Raw genomic sequence first — 15,288 nt, 5'->3', positions numbered from 1 at the left:
TTCCTAGGCTGGAGAACTTACTATTCGGTATGGTGACTAACGTCAATCAAATAAGAGAGAAGGAAAGGAAAGTGGCTGAATTCAAATATAAAAACCTGACTCAAGAAGAACAAGATAAGTTAGACGCGGCGACATTTCGTCGTTTATTGGCGCATTTAGACGCGAATAAAGACGTGCAGAACATCGACCTCATGATTCTTGCGGGCTTCTGTCGCAACTGCTTTAGCAAATGGTACAAAGCTGAAGCGGAAAATCTCGGTGTGGATTTAGATATTGATGACGCTCGCGAACGTGTTTACGGCATGACTTACGATGAATGGAAACAAAATCATCAGCCAGCGGCAACGCCAGAACAATTGGCGGCGTTTGAAGCGCGTCAGAAAAAGTAATACTCATTTCCAAAAAAACAGCCCGCACATCAGCGGGCTGTTTTTTTACATTCGAATTTACATATTAAGCGGTAATTGGACCGCAACATGCAGGTTCGACACAGCCTTTCGCTTGAATGACTTCAAGTTGCGCGAGGTAAGGTTGAATATCACCGATGTTCTCTTTTACCCATGCTAAGTCGTAATACGTATCTAAGTAACGCTCACCAGAGTCACATAAAAGTGTCACGATAGAGCCTGTTTCACCGCGTTGTTTCATTTCGCAGGCCAGCTGAAGCACACCGTAGAGGTTCGTCCCCGTTGATGCACCGACTTTACGCCCAATGAGTTGAGAAACCCAATGTGCAGTTGCCACACTGGCAGCGTCTGGAATTTTGCGCATTTCATCAATGACACCTGCAATAAAGCTTGGCTCGACACGTGGTCGACCAATGCCTTCAATTTTGCTGCCGGTTTCACCTTTTAATGAGTGATTACCTGACTGGAAAGCGTCGTAAAACACCGAGTTTTCAGGGTCTACGACACAAAGTTTGGTGTCGTATTTTTGGTAACGAATATAACGGCCAATGGTTGCGGATGTACCACCAGTTCCTGGGCTCATTACTACCCAATTAGGAATTGGGTGATCTTCTAGTTCCATTTGGCTAAAGATAGAGTTCGCAATGTTGTTGTTGCCGCGCCAGTCAGTCGCACGTTCAGCATAAGTAAACTGATCCATGTAGTGACCATTTAACTCTTGAGCCAAGCGTCGAGACTCGTCATAAATCTGATCTGAGCGCTCTACAAGATGCGCTTTACCACCGTAAAACTCAATTTGTTCAATCTTTTTACGTGCGGTGGTTTTCGGCATAACAGCAATGAACGGTAAGCCAAGCAAGCGAGCAAAATACGCTTCTGAAACGGCAGTGCTGCCTGAGGACGCTTCAATCACTGTGGTTTCAGGACCAATCCATCCGTTACAAATCGCATAAAGAAACAACGAGCGTGCCAATCGGTGTTTCAGAGAGCCTGTTGGGTGCGTGCTCTCATCTTTTAGGTAGATATCGATACCATCAAGAGAAGGCAGTTCGAGTTTAAATAAATGAGTATCAGCAGAACGTTGAAAGTCTGCTTCAATTTTACGCACTGCATTGTTGATCCAGTTGTGGTCAGTACACATGGCGTCTCTCCTTGGAAATCGATAGATAAGCATTAGATGGGAATAATTTACCTATAATATGAGAGAAAAACTTTGCTATAGTTGCTGGTAATAGATGTTATGGTAGAAAAGTTTTCTACACTTCGTGGGTTTTATAGGATGAGTTTGGATCGAGTCGATAAACAGCTGCTTGCGTTGTTACAAACCGACAGCACCTTGTCATTAAATGAGTTAGCAGAGCAGGTAAATCTGACAACGACGCCATGTTGGAAGCGTTTGAAAAGGTTGGAAGAAGAAGGCTACATCGAAAAGCGCGTGGCGTTACTGAGTGCAGAAAAACTCGACCTGTCTTTTATCGCTTTTGTTCAGCTAAAAACCATCGATCACTCCGAAGATTGGTATCACCACTTTGTCACAACAGTGAGTGATTTCCCTGAGGTGATGGAGTTTTATCGTATGGCCGGCGAGTACGACTACATGATGAAAGTGCTGGTGAAAGATATGAAGTGTTTTGACGAGTTTTATAAGCGCTTAGTTAATAGTGTAAAGGGATTGTCTAATGTGACTTCAACATTTGCTATGGAATCCATTAAATATACGACTGAGTTACCACTTCTCAACTAAATAGCTTTATACGAATTTTATTTAATGGTTACTCTACCTGTTAGCATTTTAAGTGTTAACAGGTAGCAGGGTTATTCTAACTAGGTTACTTTTTACTGGATTGGAATAAATATAAACGATATTTATTCTCTCTTCTATTTCCGCATTAACTGTTTGTTTTTTATCCTCCACCAAGCGCTAATACAGCAAAATGCATGAAAAAATAACGCAATTTTTTCTCTTTATTTTTCGTGTTTTATTTTTGTTGAATATTCATTCTTACTAAATTAATTAATTGGTTTAATTTAAACGTTTGCTTTGTGTTGTTTTGTGTATTTTAGTCACCACTTCTGAACATTTATTTTTATGCGTAATACAGTAGCAAATACTTAAGTAACAAAGTACTCAAAAATGGATATAGTGATTAATAAAACATCGTATTATTATCGCTAGCACTTATTTGTGACAAAGTGTTTCTAAAAATGAACAGAAAATATTATTTGCTTTTTCTTGCGGCTTTACTCGCTGGTTGTGGTGGTGGAGGTGACTCTAAAACGAACAATACAAAGACACCAACTACGATAACAAAGCAGAGTCGTCCACAGTTAAAAGCTGAAGACACGGTATTGAAGTTTGAGGGCGTGGGAACCGTTACAGAGGCAAAATTGAGCAATGTACATGGCTCGGTGTCTTATCAAGTCATTGACTCTAATCCGATAAATGTTGTGAAAATTAATGACTCTGGAATGCTACAAATTTTGCGTCCAGGAACGGCAACAATTCTGGCTACGGATAGCAGTTCTGCTTATGAATCCTCTGAAGCACGATTTTCTATCACTGTGGAACGAGGTATTAACACAGACCTTTCGGTTAGTGATCTAAACTTCAATGCAATCGAATCTGAAGGGAAAGCGCTGACCGTTCGTGGCCAAAAAGGTGAATTGAGTTATGAAGTAGAAAGTGGTCATAACTTGATTCGGGTTGATCAGAACGGTTCGGTATATTCATTAGGCTCAATTGGTCAGGCGTCGGTACTGATTACTGACTCAGGTAACGAGCTTTATCTGCCGAAGCAAGTTCGCGCGACGGTGAAGCTTCATGGAGTAGCATCCGGGCAACTTCAATTCGCCTTGCTGGAAGACGAATATAGAAAAGGGCTGACGTTAGAACCTGCACGTTTAGATAAAGCTCAAACGCAAAGCATCACATACAAAATCATTCGCAGCGAACCAGACAACAAAGTTGCCGAGTTACTCAACCCTGAGTCAGGTGTGCTCCTTGTTCATAATGTTGGGCAGTTAACCGTTGAAGCGACAGCAACTTACAGCGATGCCTTTTTAGATAAGCAGCAAACGGCGCAATTTGTTGTGGATGTAAAACAAGGTCAACGCGAAGCAATCAGCGTAGCGGATGTTGTGAAAACTTATGAGGAAGGTGGCCGAATTTTCCCTAAGGTGACGAATGCTCGCGGCGACTATTCACTGCGAATTATTAGCGGCACAGATGTTATCGCTAAGTCTATGAGCAGTGAAGCACTGCTGATCAAAGGTGTAGGTACGGCTGAAGTTGAAATCTACGAGCATGAAATGCGTAATTATCCTGCAAGTAAAGCTCGCTTCAATGTTGAAGTTAATCGCGCGCCTCATCCAGTGATGAACGACATTGAAATGTCGCTTATTTATCAGCCTAGCCTCTCAATTCCTTTGGCATTTTCAGGACAAAAAGGCAACGTAAGCCTAGTCGGTAGTTTACCGGACGGTTTAAGAATGACCGATGGCAAGTTAGAAGTAGAGACGGCTGGTGAATATCGTCTTAAGTTTGAAGATGATGGTGGGGATTTATATCAACCAATTCAGTTTAATGTAGTCATCAAAGTAGCGAAAGCTGCGGGAAAAGCCATGGTGACACAAGATTATGAAATGGTGTATAGCAAAGACTATAGCTTTGATCTTCGTCGTGACTTTGGTTTAAGTACAAGTAACGATCATGTAGAACTCGTTGATAACACTGCTACAGATGTTATAGAGGTTACTGCAGATGGACGTGCCTATGTTTACAAAGCGGGTAAAGCGACGTTAACAGTTCGCAGACAGGAGAGCGCGAATTATACTGCGGGTCCAGATCAGAAAGTGTACGTTAATATTCTTAGTGCGCCGAGTCGGATTGATGTGCAATCCGATGTGGAAGAGACTTGGAAAACCAGCCAGCCTTATGTTCAAAAACCGACCATCTCTGGTACGGTTGGCGAAGTTTCGTATCGATTTGCAGAAAATGCAGCAACGGATGTGGTTTCCCTAGACAGCAAAACGGGCGAGATGCGCATCCTCAATGCTGGCAGCACAAGAGTTGTTGTATCGGATGCAGGGGACGATAAATTTACTCCGGGTGAAAGCAGTTTCTCTGTAACGATCAAACAGGGCACAAACCCTGTATCGATTGCTTATCCAACGGTAGACTTTTCAGCGGGTACTATTATCTCACCAGTGATGAGTGGAGGAGAGGCGAAAGCCAGCTATCGTCTTATTAACCAAAAAGATCCTGTGGTTGAGTTAGTATCTTCTGAAACGGGGCGTTTGAAGATTTTGCACGCAGGCGAGTACCAATTAGAAGTGACACTAACTGCACGTAACTATACAACTAAAACCGTATTGGTTAACGGCACCATTAATAAAGCGGATCATCCCGGTCTTACCACGAAACTTCAAACCGTTGAGTTTACGCCTTTCAAGGCAATTGACTTAGATTTCGGTAGAACGGTCGGTACTCGCACTTACTCATTTGGCGATACTGTGAGCAAAGATCTTGCCACGTTAGACAATGCGAATGCAGAGTTGACGCTAACCAATTACTCTCAATACCATTCTATTGCGCTAGACATCTCTGAGAGTGAATCGCGAGATTACAAAGCGTTACCAAGAACAAAAGTCACGGTTAGTGTCGATTTGGCAGAGTCGGGTGTTGCAGATAAATACACACAACTTAATAGCGAACAAACCGTCATTGTGAGCACGCTTAGTGCCCCACAGTTTGCCAATTTAGAAGAGAGTGAATTTGGTATCTTGGGTTCGCGTTCGGTACGTGAGCCGACGGATGACGAGCTGCAAAAACACGGTAAAGGTAAGGTTGTGCTATTTATGTTTAAGCCAGTTGGTAGCGATGACCGAAGACAAGAAAAGGCTGCATGGGTGCATGTTGCTCGATTCGATGGATGTACATCAGAGCTATTTGCTGATGACCTTAAGCCTTTTAATGCAATTAGTTATGATGATCCAGGGTATTGCACCAGCGGTAGCACTATCCGTATGACTCGGTTCTTAGTGATTGATGATTCTAATTTGGAAGACATAGAGTATGAGTTGGCTGCACCAATCATTACTTACCGTCGTGGGGTGCGTGAATTTTTAGCAACGGATAAAGGTGGATTCTATGCTGACCCAAATGTCGTTTACGGGAAAAGCGAATACGGTTACCCGAAATCACTTTACGAATGGTCGGTCATTACTATGAAGTATCAACCGAATTAATCATCGTTTGATACCCACTAAAAAGGAGTGCTGAGCACTCCTTTTTGCGTCTTATGCGCACGGGTTACTTGGTATAGCGCATGACTCCTTCTTGCACTGCGGTTGCCACTAAATGACCTTGCTGGTTATAGATTTCGCCACGCACTAACCCACGAGTATTACTCGCTGTTGGGCTTTCTATCGCGTACAACAGCCATTCATCCATTTTGAACGGACGGTGGAACCAGATTGAATGGTCAATGGTGGCAACTTGGAAGTTTGGCGTCATTAATGACACTTCATGTGGGTGCATTGCTGTCACGAGGAATCCCCAATCTGATGCGTAGGCCAACAGGTACTGATGAATAAGCAGGTTCTCTGGCATTTCACCATTGGCACGAATCCAAAGATACTGTTTAGGCTCTGCTTTTTTGGGTTTTAGGGGGTTGATGACCGTAACAGGACGAGTTTCAATTGGCTTTTCACCACAAAATGTTTTGCGTAGTCGCTCTGGCAGGAGTTCGGCTATATGGCTAGCAAGCTCACTCTCAGAGGCGAAGTTTTCTGGGCCAGGAATGTCTGGCATCTCCTTTTGATGATCAAACCCAGGTTGATCGCCATGGTAAGACGCCGTTAGGTAGAAAATAGGGCGTCCATTTTGAATCGCCTTAACGCGTCTGGTGCTGAAGCTACGGCCATCCCTTAGGTTTTCTACATCATAAATGATGGGCTTTTCTGGATCGCCAGGGTACAAAAAATAGCTATGGAAGGAGTGCACCGCGCGTGTTTCTTCAACGGTGTAGCGCGCAGCAGAAAGCGCTTGCCCAATCACTTGGCCGCCATACACTTGAGGCAAACCTAGGTTTTCACTTTGGCCACGAAACAAGCCTTCTTCTAATTTTTCGAGTTGTAGTAGGCTGAGCAATTCTCGTAATGGTTTACTCATTGTGTCTCCTCACCGTTGTCTTTCACTCCAACTTACCTCAACAGTCTCACTCTTGTGAAGTGCCATAGTTAAGAACTATTGAGTAACTTAGAAATAGTATTGTTCCGATTATGAAACAAAATCAATTGTTTGATAAATTCTAACTCAGTCAAACTATTGTCAAATAAACTGGCAGGAAGCAGACTGTTTTATATTCCACACCTATAATTGCTCCGGTTTAATACTCTTTTCGAGGAAGATATGAAAAAAACACTACTGCTTGTTACTTCTTTACTCTTTGGGGCTGCGTTAGTGGGTTGCCAAACTTCTCAAAATACAGAAATGGAATCTGCAGAGGCGTCAATGAAGACGATTACAGGTACAGTGGCTTACCGTGAGTGTATTGCTCTGCCGCCAAACGCAGTGGTTACCGTTGCGTTAGAAGATGTGTCTTTGGCTGATGCGCCAGCAAAAGTACTAGCAAAGCAGACATTCGAAACGGAAGGTAAACAAGTTCCTCTTTCTTTTGAGCTGAACTACGATAACAATGAAATCAAACCAAACCATCGTTATAGCGTCCGTGCGCGTATTGAAGTGGATGGTAAATTGCGTTTTATCAGCGATACACATAACGGTGTAATTACAGATGAAGCACAAACTCACCAGTTGGATATTCGTCTAGTTGGCACGCGTTAATATCAAACTCAGCGAACAAAAAATGGCAGCCTAAGGCTGCCATTTGTATTTTCTTAGCGAAATTTTTCCAATCTCAGATACTTCAATTCCTTCGGCTTCTAATTTCTTTGTTTGTCGTTCTAAATTACTGCCTTTTAAGGATATTTTTCCTTGACTATTTATCACTCTAAACCACGGGAGTTTGCTGTCCTCTGGCAAATTACCAAGCGCCTTACCAACATGTCTTGCGTAGCCCGGGTAACCTGCCATTTTTGCGATTTCCCCGTAGGTGGAGACTTTTCCTTTTGGAATTTGGTGAATTACAGCAAAGATTTGCGCTAAAAATTGGTCCATACTCAAAAGTGTCTATTGTGGATTACTAAGGAATGGTAAACCATCGGACTTGTATATTGCTAACGGTTCTTAACGTTTATATTGCCCGCGATTGACTTTTGTTGATCACATTTTCTCTTCAGTCGTGCCGTATGTTAATGAGCGTTAAAAAGCATAAAACAAACACAAGCTAAGCTTGAATCTAGACCCTCTCAACGACTTTTAATCCCAGTTTTTGCCGTTGAGTTACCAAGTAGGTGGGGAAGCCAGGAGGCGCTATGATTTTATCGACACTTCAATTTTTCATTACGACTTTACTCGCAGTGGTGTGCGTTCGAGCGATGAGTTTGAGCGAGGGAGATATTCCCGTTCTTGCACTCATGATCCCGGCGTTGTGGATCTTGCCACAAGGCGGGTTTGCAGGTTTGGTGTTGCTGGGCGCAATGATGGCTTTTGGCGCTACGCTCTCAATGCAGCCAATCGCGCTATCGATTGGTATTTTGATCCTTTTCCCACTTTTAATGGTAGTGTTCTCTCGTAGAAGTTCGTTGGGCGTTCTGCTCACCGCAGGCCTAATCGTACTTACTCTACAAGTCGGTATTATGGTCACGCAACAAGGTGGGAAGCTAGATGGCTCCGCTTGGGTTACAGTGGTTCAAACTGTCGCTGTCATGGCGATGTGGTGGTCTGCTGTACATTGGACCCCATCCAATAAGCACAGCTGGTGGCCGATGCTGTTGTTGTTCCCATTATGGATTGCTGGCTTGCCATATGCCGTTCTTGTGGCATTGAGCGTGACAGGAATGCTGGCTTCAATGGAAACCCTCGCGAAGCTTAAACACTCCATTCGTTGGAGTAAACTATTGTGCTGGACGTTACCGACCGTTGGCTTTGCTGCCTTAGTGGTGAGTCCAACTACAGATGTACCAAACCCTGTTTTTGTTGTTTGGATCTGTTTGTTAGGAACGGCTTGGATGACGGACTATATCTTACGTAGCAGCGATGAACAGGCAGAATTATGAGTATTTCGTCAGGTAAAAAGTGACACGTGCGGCAGACTATCGAATTGGTTGTGGAACAAAATGAAGATTAGTATATGTTCTTCATTTCATATTTACTAAACTTCCAATAATAATAACCACATTATAAGTGGTTGATTTAAGATAAGTTTGTCATGACTACCTTTGCTCGAACACTGTTGCTTTTTACTTGTTGCCTACTGAGTTTGAATGTAAAAGCTGAATCACCTTTAATTGCTCATTATAAAGTTGCGACAGAAGCGGATGATGTCGTCACCCGTGTTCTTTTTAATGCTGCATCGAAAGAGTTCGGCTTTACCGTTCAATATGTGAACTATTCCAGCTTTGATGCCATTCTAAATTCCGTCGCGAATGGGGAAGCGGACTTTGCTGCGAATATCACTTACACAGAAGAGCGTGCTCAACGCTTTAGTTACTCCCGTCCAACTAATATCGAATATACCTACCTTTTTGGATTAAAAGACTCGACGTTGAGTGACATTTCACGAGTTGGCGTCCCTAAAGATACGGTTTATGCCGAATTACTTAAACAATACTACCCGGAGCTAAAACAGGTCTCTTATCAAGGTCATGAGCAAGCGGTAACGTTACTGAGATCAGGCGTTGTTGAAGGCATAGTTGATGCCATCAATCAGCTTAAGCCGATGCTGCTGGAGGGCTTTGACGCTAAGATGTTGAATGATCAGATTTCGATAAAGCCAGTATCGATCATCAGTAAAAAAGATCATCATCTCGAAGAGTTGGATACGTTCGCTACGTTTATTCATGGGGAAGGAGTGCAAAAGCAACTTCGTGAAGAAATCTCCCAGTATCAATTTGAATTAAGGCGAGCGGCATTGCGAGAATCTATTCGCTTATTACCTCTCGATTTTAGTGAGCCAATACGGATCAAGCTCGAATCTATCTTTCCATATGTTGTTTACAACGAAGACGGCAGTATCGAAGGGATGACGGCAGATGTCGTCCTGAGAAGCTGTGAGATCTTGGCATTAAACTGCGTGATCATTAGTGAGCCAAATGAAAGTTGGGGCTCCATGTATCACGAGTTTATGCAGGGGAGTTTTGAAATTTTAGCGCCGTTAACGGTCAGTCGCGAGCGACATGAATTTAGTTACTTTCCCAAGCCCCATTACTCACCAGCATCCGTTATGGTCAAGCGTTTAGGTTACAAGCCGAACACTTACTCTCATGTGTCACAGTTGATCTCTGAGCGGATTGGTGTGGTTGAGGACGACTTTTTCGACCAAATGATGACACAACTTTTACCGCTAAAAGAGCTGAAACGTTATCGTACCCAACAAGAACTCATTCAGGGTTTATTGAATGAAGAGGTCGATTACATTCCGATGGATACCGCGATGCTCAACCACTTTTTACGTCTGAGCGAGTTGGTTCCGATAGAGCAGGACACGGCGATTGGTGAGTTTTACCAGTCACAACTTTCTGTTGGATTGGTGGCGAACGAGAAAGGTGCCATGCTTGCTCCTTTTTTCAGTCGAGCGATAGCGATGTTGGAAGTTGATAAGATCATTGCCCAGTACGACCTGCGCCCAGATTGGCGTACCGCGCTTGAATATGAGGTTCGGCTGGCGACGCAAACGCAGGCTGTGTTTGTCTTTGTATTGTTGTTTGCGATTTGCGTTTCGCTTTATCTTTACCGTCAATCGAATACCGACAATTTAACGGGGTTAAGAAATCGCCGCGCGTTGCAAGTAAAACATCGAAAAGGCGTAAACAAAGATCTATCCATACTTTACTTGGATATTAACCACTTCAAACGAATCAATGATACGTACGGTCACCGTGCTGGTGATGAGGTGTTGCAATTATTGGCGCTAAAAATTCATTATGTATGGTCAGGGAAAAGTTACCGCATAGGGGGAGATGAGTTCATCTTGTTGGGCTACCCGACTCAAGCAGAATTAAATAGGGCAATGAAAGAGCTCAGCAGAATTGATGTAAAAGGTAAACTGTGTAGTGAGTTAGAGTCTGTGGGCATCTCTATCGGTGTCTCTGCAAAAAGAGAACAGCACATGAGCTTAGAGCAAGCCATGCATTTAGCTGATGAAGATATGTATTCAAGTAAGCAGTCAACACGCCGCTATCCTTCTTCGCATCGTTACGTGGCTCAATCATAGAGGAATGAATTGATCGAGTTTTGTCCAAACGGTAATGAAATGACGAAATTCAAGGCTTTTACTCTTGCATTATGAGGACTGATACTGAATAATCGCCCCATCGATTGAGGCAAGTCCTCTCGAAAAGAATTATGGGGCTCTGGTCCTCTCGCAACAATAGCTCGTGAACTCGGTCAGGTCCGGAAGGAAGCAGCCGCAGCGGGTGACTTGTGTGCCGGGATGTGGCTGGGGTCCCACCCTTTAAAAGCCCTGCGTATATCGCAGGGCTTTTTTCGTTTTTGAACCCTCTTTTACTGCGTTTGCTCTTCAAAGTCTTCTGATGAATCAAGTTTCTTGAGGTTATTTAGGTATAATTTATAATCTCACGCGCTTGATACCGAACTGTCGTGAAGATTGTTTCGAGTACATTCGCCGAATAACCATTTTCACCTGGGATACTTTAATGATTTCAAAAAACCAATTAAAACTGCTTCGTGCTTTAGGTCAAAAGAAACAGCGTAAAGCGCATGGCTTATTCCTAGTTCAGGGTGAAAAGAACGTTTTAGAGCTGGCAAGTAGTTCATTAAAGGTGAAGCATGTCTTCGCAACCGAGGCATTTCTCGAACAAAACGCTAGTGCGCTATGTAGTTTTGATTGCATTGAAGCATCGCTTGACGACCTGACCAAAGCGAGCACTCTCGTGAGCAATAACGCGGCCATTGCAGTGGTTGAAATCCCGAGTGTAAAAGTGCCTCAAGCAAAAGGCTTGATGATTGCGCTAGATGGCGTATCTGACCCAGGTAATCTAGGAACGATTATTCGTGTCGCAGACTGGTATGGCATCAAGCACATTATTGCGAGTTCAGATTGTGCTGATCCGTATAATCCTAAGACGATCAGCGCGACCATGGGCAGTTTTGGCCGCGTACAAGTGAGTCTGGTGGATTTGCCAAGTTACTTAGAAGAAGCCAATTTGCCAGTTTATGGCGCGTTTCTGGAAGGGGAGAGCGTTCATAAAACGGAATTCGCTGCTGAAGGTATTTTGTTGATGGGCAGCGAGTCCCACGGCGTACGTGAAGAAGCTGCGAAGCTCGTGACAAATAAGATCACGATTCCGGCATTTGGTGGTGCTGAGTCGCTGAATGTCGCAATGGCAACCGGTATTATTTTAGACAACATGCGTCGACATCATTGTTAATGTAACTATGCGCCAATAATGAAGCCAGTCAATTTGACTGGCTTTGTTGTATTTACCACCTGTTAAAAATCAGCCTATTTGCAAGTTGTACTCAATTAAACAACAGTGAATGCCGATGATTACTTAATTTTGATTCAGATCAATAGGCTGCACCTATAAATAAAATTACTCATTTCCATTTAGTAAATTCAGGAAATTAGGCGACACTTATCTAAAGGCCGCAATAAAATGCCCTTAAGGAGATAAGAATGCATTCATTAAAAGTAAAAGATTACATGACGTTGCAAGCGGTGACCTTCACTAAAGATATGTCACTTTCGGCTGCTTTGAATAAAGTCATGCAAAGCGTCACATTAGGTGGCCCCGTCATTGATGAGAATGAAAAGGTAGTTGGATTCTTATCAGAGCAAGACTTGTTAGATAAATTGGTGAAAGCGAGTTATCACTGCCAAGATACGCATACCGTTCAAGAGTGTATGCATGACGATGTTTTATCTGTTTCTCCAGACATGTCAGTGATTGAGTTGGCTGACATGATGAAGATTGGTAAGCCAAAAATGTATCCAGTGGTTGACGGTAAAGGTAAATTGGTTGGCGTTATCACTAGGCGAGATGTGCTGCGCGCCATCGGGATGACTTTAAATGAGTGTTTTAAGCATCCAGTTTAACCTTTTTGATCAAATATCATAGGTGCTTGATTTTAAATAAGTCATTTGGAAAGACGCTTCGGCGTCTTTTTTATTTTCAATCGACGAGTTTTTAAAAAATCACCTTGACCTTGGAGCTAGCTCTAAGGTTTATCCTTAGTCATAGGCAAAGAGCCTACACCAATAAGGAAAATAAATTATGTGTACGAAACATCAAGGTTGCCAATCTAGCAAAATCAAAACTGCGGTGCCGCTTGGCGCGAGCGAGTCGTGCTGCGCACCAGTAAAATCTTCACTCAACATTTCTCAAGCTGGCGTAGAAGTGTCTGAAAGTTCATGTTGCAGCGGAGGGAGTTGTAGCGCCGACCCAGGTGAGGAAGAAGAGCCCTCAAGGGAGAATGATTCCTCAATTCGAAACTCGTGGCTTGTGTCAGGTATGGATTGCCCTTCATGTGCACAAAAGCTTGAGAAGGCTATTACGTCTTTGGAAGGTGTTAGCCAAGCAAAAGTCTTGTTTGCAACAGAAAAACTGGTTGTCGATTTTGACGATCGCGAGCTGACCTCTACGATAGAGCATACAGCCCAACAAACAGGTTTTCCACTTTCTTCACTCGATGCTCCAAAACCAAATACCGCAACGAAGGGCTGGCGTGGGGTAGTAAAAGACAACATTCAAATTCTCTCTATTGCTAGTGCGATGGTTGTCGCGGCAATAATTTCTAAGATCGACCCTCAAATAAGCACTTGGTTATTCACGTTGACCTGTTTACTGGGTTTATACCCAATTGCGCTCAAAGCGTTCAAGTTGGCGCGTAGCGGTACGCCTTTTGCGATTGAAACGTTAATGAGTGTGGCAGCGCTCGGCGCTTTATATTTAGGTGAAACCGCTGAAGCGGCAATGGTGTTATTGCTTTTCCTTATTGGTGAAAAGTTAGAAGCATATGCATCATCCCGCGCTCGAAGTGGTGTCCAAGCGCTAATGGACTTAGTCCCAGAAAATTCAATTTTAATTGTTGATGGTGAGCGTAAAGAGGTGCCTGCAGCTCAGCTTAAGCCGGGGGATATTATAGAAGTTGCCCCCGGTGGTCGTTTGCCAGCGGATGGTGTGTTGCAAGATGCGCTTGCGAGTTTTGACGAAAGTGCGTTAACGGGAGAATCCGTTCCCGTTGAGCACCAAACGGGTGGCAAAGTGATGGCCGGAGCTGTGGTTGTCGATAAAGTCGTTCGTTTACAGGTGACTTCTCGTCAAGGCGAGAATGCGATTGACCGAATTCTCCATTTGATTGAAGAAGCAGAATCTCGTAAGGCACCATTAGAACGTTTTCTGGATAAATTCAGCCGTTGGTATACGCCGCTGATGATGTTGGTGTCCCTGATGGTTATCGTCACGCCACCACTGTTGTTTGCTCAACCGTGGGAAACGTGGATTTATCGAGGACTTGCCCTGTTACTGATCGCCTGTCCTTGTGCGTTGGTTATTTCAACGCCTGCAGCGATTACTTCTGGCTTGGCGGCTGCGGCGAAGCGGGGGGCATTAATCAAAGGTGGTGCGGCGCTTGAGTTGCTTGGTAAGGTGGAGTCCGTCGCATTTGATAAAACCGGTACATTGACGCAAGGTAAGCCGCAGGTGACCGACGTCTTTGCTTTTGATGTAGATGAAGACAAGTTACTTAGCCTGACAGCCTCAATCGAAGTTGGCTCAAGCCATCCTCTCGCGGTTTCTTTAGTTAATAAAGTGCAACAGCAGGGGCTTCCTATTCCTGAAGCGCTAGATAAAACCGCGCAAGTGGGCTCTGGTGTCACAGGTTACGTCGATGGGAAAATAGTCCAAGTAGTCACGCCTTCTAAGGCCGATTTCCCACTTTCTCAAGAAACCGAAGAGCGAGTGGTGACGTTGGAACAACAAGGTAAAACGGTTGTTATTGTGCGTTACGATTACGAGGTCATTGGCGTGATCGCATGGCAAGATACATTGCGCCCAGATGCCCAAGAAGCTATCGCTACGTTGAAGGAGCTTGGGATAACGTCGGTGATGCTAACCGGTGATAACCCGAGAAGTGCTGAAGCAATGGCGACCAGAATAGGCTTGGATTATAAAGCAAGCTTATTACCAGCAGATAAAGTGCATTACGTCGAGAAACTATCACAGCAACACACCGTTGCAATGGTGGGAGATGGTATTAATGATGCGCCAGCGATGAAAGCTTCGAGTATCGGTATTGCGATGGGAGGCGGTACGGATGTTGCGCTGGAAACGGCCGACGCGGCAATAACGCACAATCGTCTGATTGAGTTACCTGCCATGATAGAACTATCGCGTGCGACGTTAAGTAATATTCGTCAGAATGTTGCGTTAGCGCTTGGTTTGAAAGGCGTTTTCTTGGTGACAAGTTTATTGGGCATTACGGGTCTATGGGTGGCAGTATTAGCCGACAGCGGCGCAACTGCACTGGTTACGTTAAATGCGTTGAGATTACTCCGTTTTGAGTCCAAGCAGGCCAAGTGACCTACCTAACTAGCTAATAAAAAGCCCGAGGCATTCGTGTCTCGGGCTTTTTTAACCGTATCGACGAAATTCAATAAGATGTCTTAGTTTGTTTTTGAAATCACGCATCGCTATGCAACAAAATGAGCCAAACTCTCCAAAAGTGTGATCATTGCTTGTTTTGGGTGAAATTATAGTTTCATTACATTTTCTCATTGTGATTGTGATCACTCTA

General features: G+C 43.9%; 12 protein-coding genes and 1 other RNA gene. 10 read left to right on the top strand and 3 right to left on the bottom strand.

The annotated features are described in order from the left end of the window. Nucleotides 1-71 precede the first annotated feature (71 nt). Complete coding sequence (locus FR741_RS10565) at nt 72-389, top strand: DUF1244 domain-containing protein (protein WP_005390574.1); 318 nt, start codon at nt 72-74, stop codon at nt 387-389. A 64-nt stretch (nt 390-453) separates the two neighbouring features. Here the strand turns inward: FR741_RS10565 and FR741_RS10560 are convergent, their stop codons facing one another. Further along, entirely contained in the window at nt 454-1,548 is a 1,095-nt protein-coding gene (locus FR741_RS10560; protein WP_167426767.1) for a PLP-dependent cysteine synthase family protein, read from the bottom strand. Nucleotides 1,549-1,686: 138 nt separating this feature from the next. Here FR741_RS10560 and FR741_RS10555 point away from each other — a divergent pair, with 138 nt between their 5' ends. Next, complete coding sequence (locus tag FR741_RS10555) at nt 1,687-2,151, top strand: Lrp/AsnC family transcriptional regulator (RefSeq protein ID WP_005390577.1); 465 nt, start codon at nt 1,687-1,689, stop codon at nt 2,149-2,151. Nucleotides 2,152-2,612: 461 nt separating this feature from the next. Further along, nucleotides 2,613-5,654, top strand: coding sequence for a cadherin repeat domain-containing protein (locus FR741_RS10550; protein WP_167426766.1), 3,042 nt, complete (start codon nt 2,613-2,615; stop codon nt 5,652-5,654). 64 nt (nt 5,655-5,718) lie between these two features. On the opposite strand, the gene tesB is transcribed toward FR741_RS10550, so the two are convergent. Then, nucleotides 5,719-6,579: an acyl-CoA thioesterase II gene (gene tesB, locus FR741_RS10545; RefSeq protein ID WP_167426765.1), complete on the bottom strand. Its 861-nt coding sequence runs from the start codon at nt 6,577-6,579 to the stop codon at nt 5,719-5,721. Nucleotides 6,580-6,819: 240 nt separating this feature from the next. On the opposite strand from tesB, the gene FR741_RS10540 reads away from it, so the two are divergent. After that, nucleotides 6,820-7,254: a YbaY family lipoprotein gene (locus tag FR741_RS10540; protein WP_167426764.1), complete on the top strand. Its 435-nt coding sequence runs from the start codon at nt 6,820-6,822 to the stop codon at nt 7,252-7,254. Nucleotides 7,255-7,284: 30 nt separating this feature from the next. On the opposite strand, the gene FR741_RS10535 is transcribed toward FR741_RS10540, so the two are convergent. Then, nucleotides 7,285-7,587 carry a DNA base-flipping protein gene (locus FR741_RS10535; RefSeq protein ID WP_005390592.1) on the bottom strand — a complete coding sequence of 101 codons (303 nt, stop codon included), beginning with the start codon at nt 7,585-7,587 and terminating at the stop codon, nt 7,285-7,287. A 257-nt stretch (nt 7,588-7,844) separates the two neighbouring features. Between FR741_RS10535 and FR741_RS10530 the strand changes: the two genes are divergently transcribed. From FR741_RS10530 to FR741_RS10505, 6 genes are all read left to right on the top strand, one after another. Further along, nucleotides 7,845-8,588, top strand: a complete 744-nt coding sequence (locus FR741_RS10530) for a VP0952 family biofilm-associated protein (RefSeq protein WP_046874702.1) — start codon at nt 7,845-7,847, stop codon at nt 8,586-8,588. A 152-nt stretch (nt 8,589-8,740) separates the two neighbouring features. Then, nucleotides 8,741-10,744: a GGDEF domain-containing protein gene (locus FR741_RS10525; protein WP_167426763.1), complete on the top strand. Its 2,004-nt coding sequence runs from the start codon at nt 8,741-8,743 to the stop codon at nt 10,742-10,744. A gap of 137 nt (nt 10,745-10,881) precedes the next feature. Further along, nucleotides 10,882-10,978: signal recognition particle sRNA small type (ffs, locus tag FR741_RS10520), an RNA gene on the top strand. Nucleotides 10,979-11,186: 208 nt separating this feature from the next. Next, on the top strand, nt 11,187-11,921 hold the full coding sequence (locus FR741_RS10515; RefSeq protein WP_167426762.1) for an RNA methyltransferase: 735 nt from the start codon (nt 11,187-11,189) through the stop codon (nt 11,919-11,921). Nucleotides 11,922-12,169: 248 nt separating this feature from the next. Further along, nucleotides 12,170-12,589, top strand: coding sequence for a CBS domain-containing protein (locus FR741_RS10510; protein ID WP_005390603.1), 420 nt, complete (start codon nt 12,170-12,172; stop codon nt 12,587-12,589). A gap of 178 nt (nt 12,590-12,767) precedes the next feature. Next, entirely contained in the window at nt 12,768-15,074 is a 2,307-nt protein-coding gene (locus FR741_RS10505; RefSeq protein WP_085343467.1) for a zinc/cadmium/mercury/lead-transporting ATPase, read from the top strand. The last annotated feature ends 214 nt before the right edge of the window (nt 15,075-15,288 follow it).

It is taken from the genome of Vibrio diabolicus, from assembly GCF_011801455.1.
Classification (GTDB): domain Bacteria; phylum Pseudomonadota; class Gammaproteobacteria; order Enterobacterales; family Vibrionaceae; genus Vibrio; species Vibrio diabolicus.
This window is presented reverse-complemented; position numbering and strand designations above follow the sequence as displayed.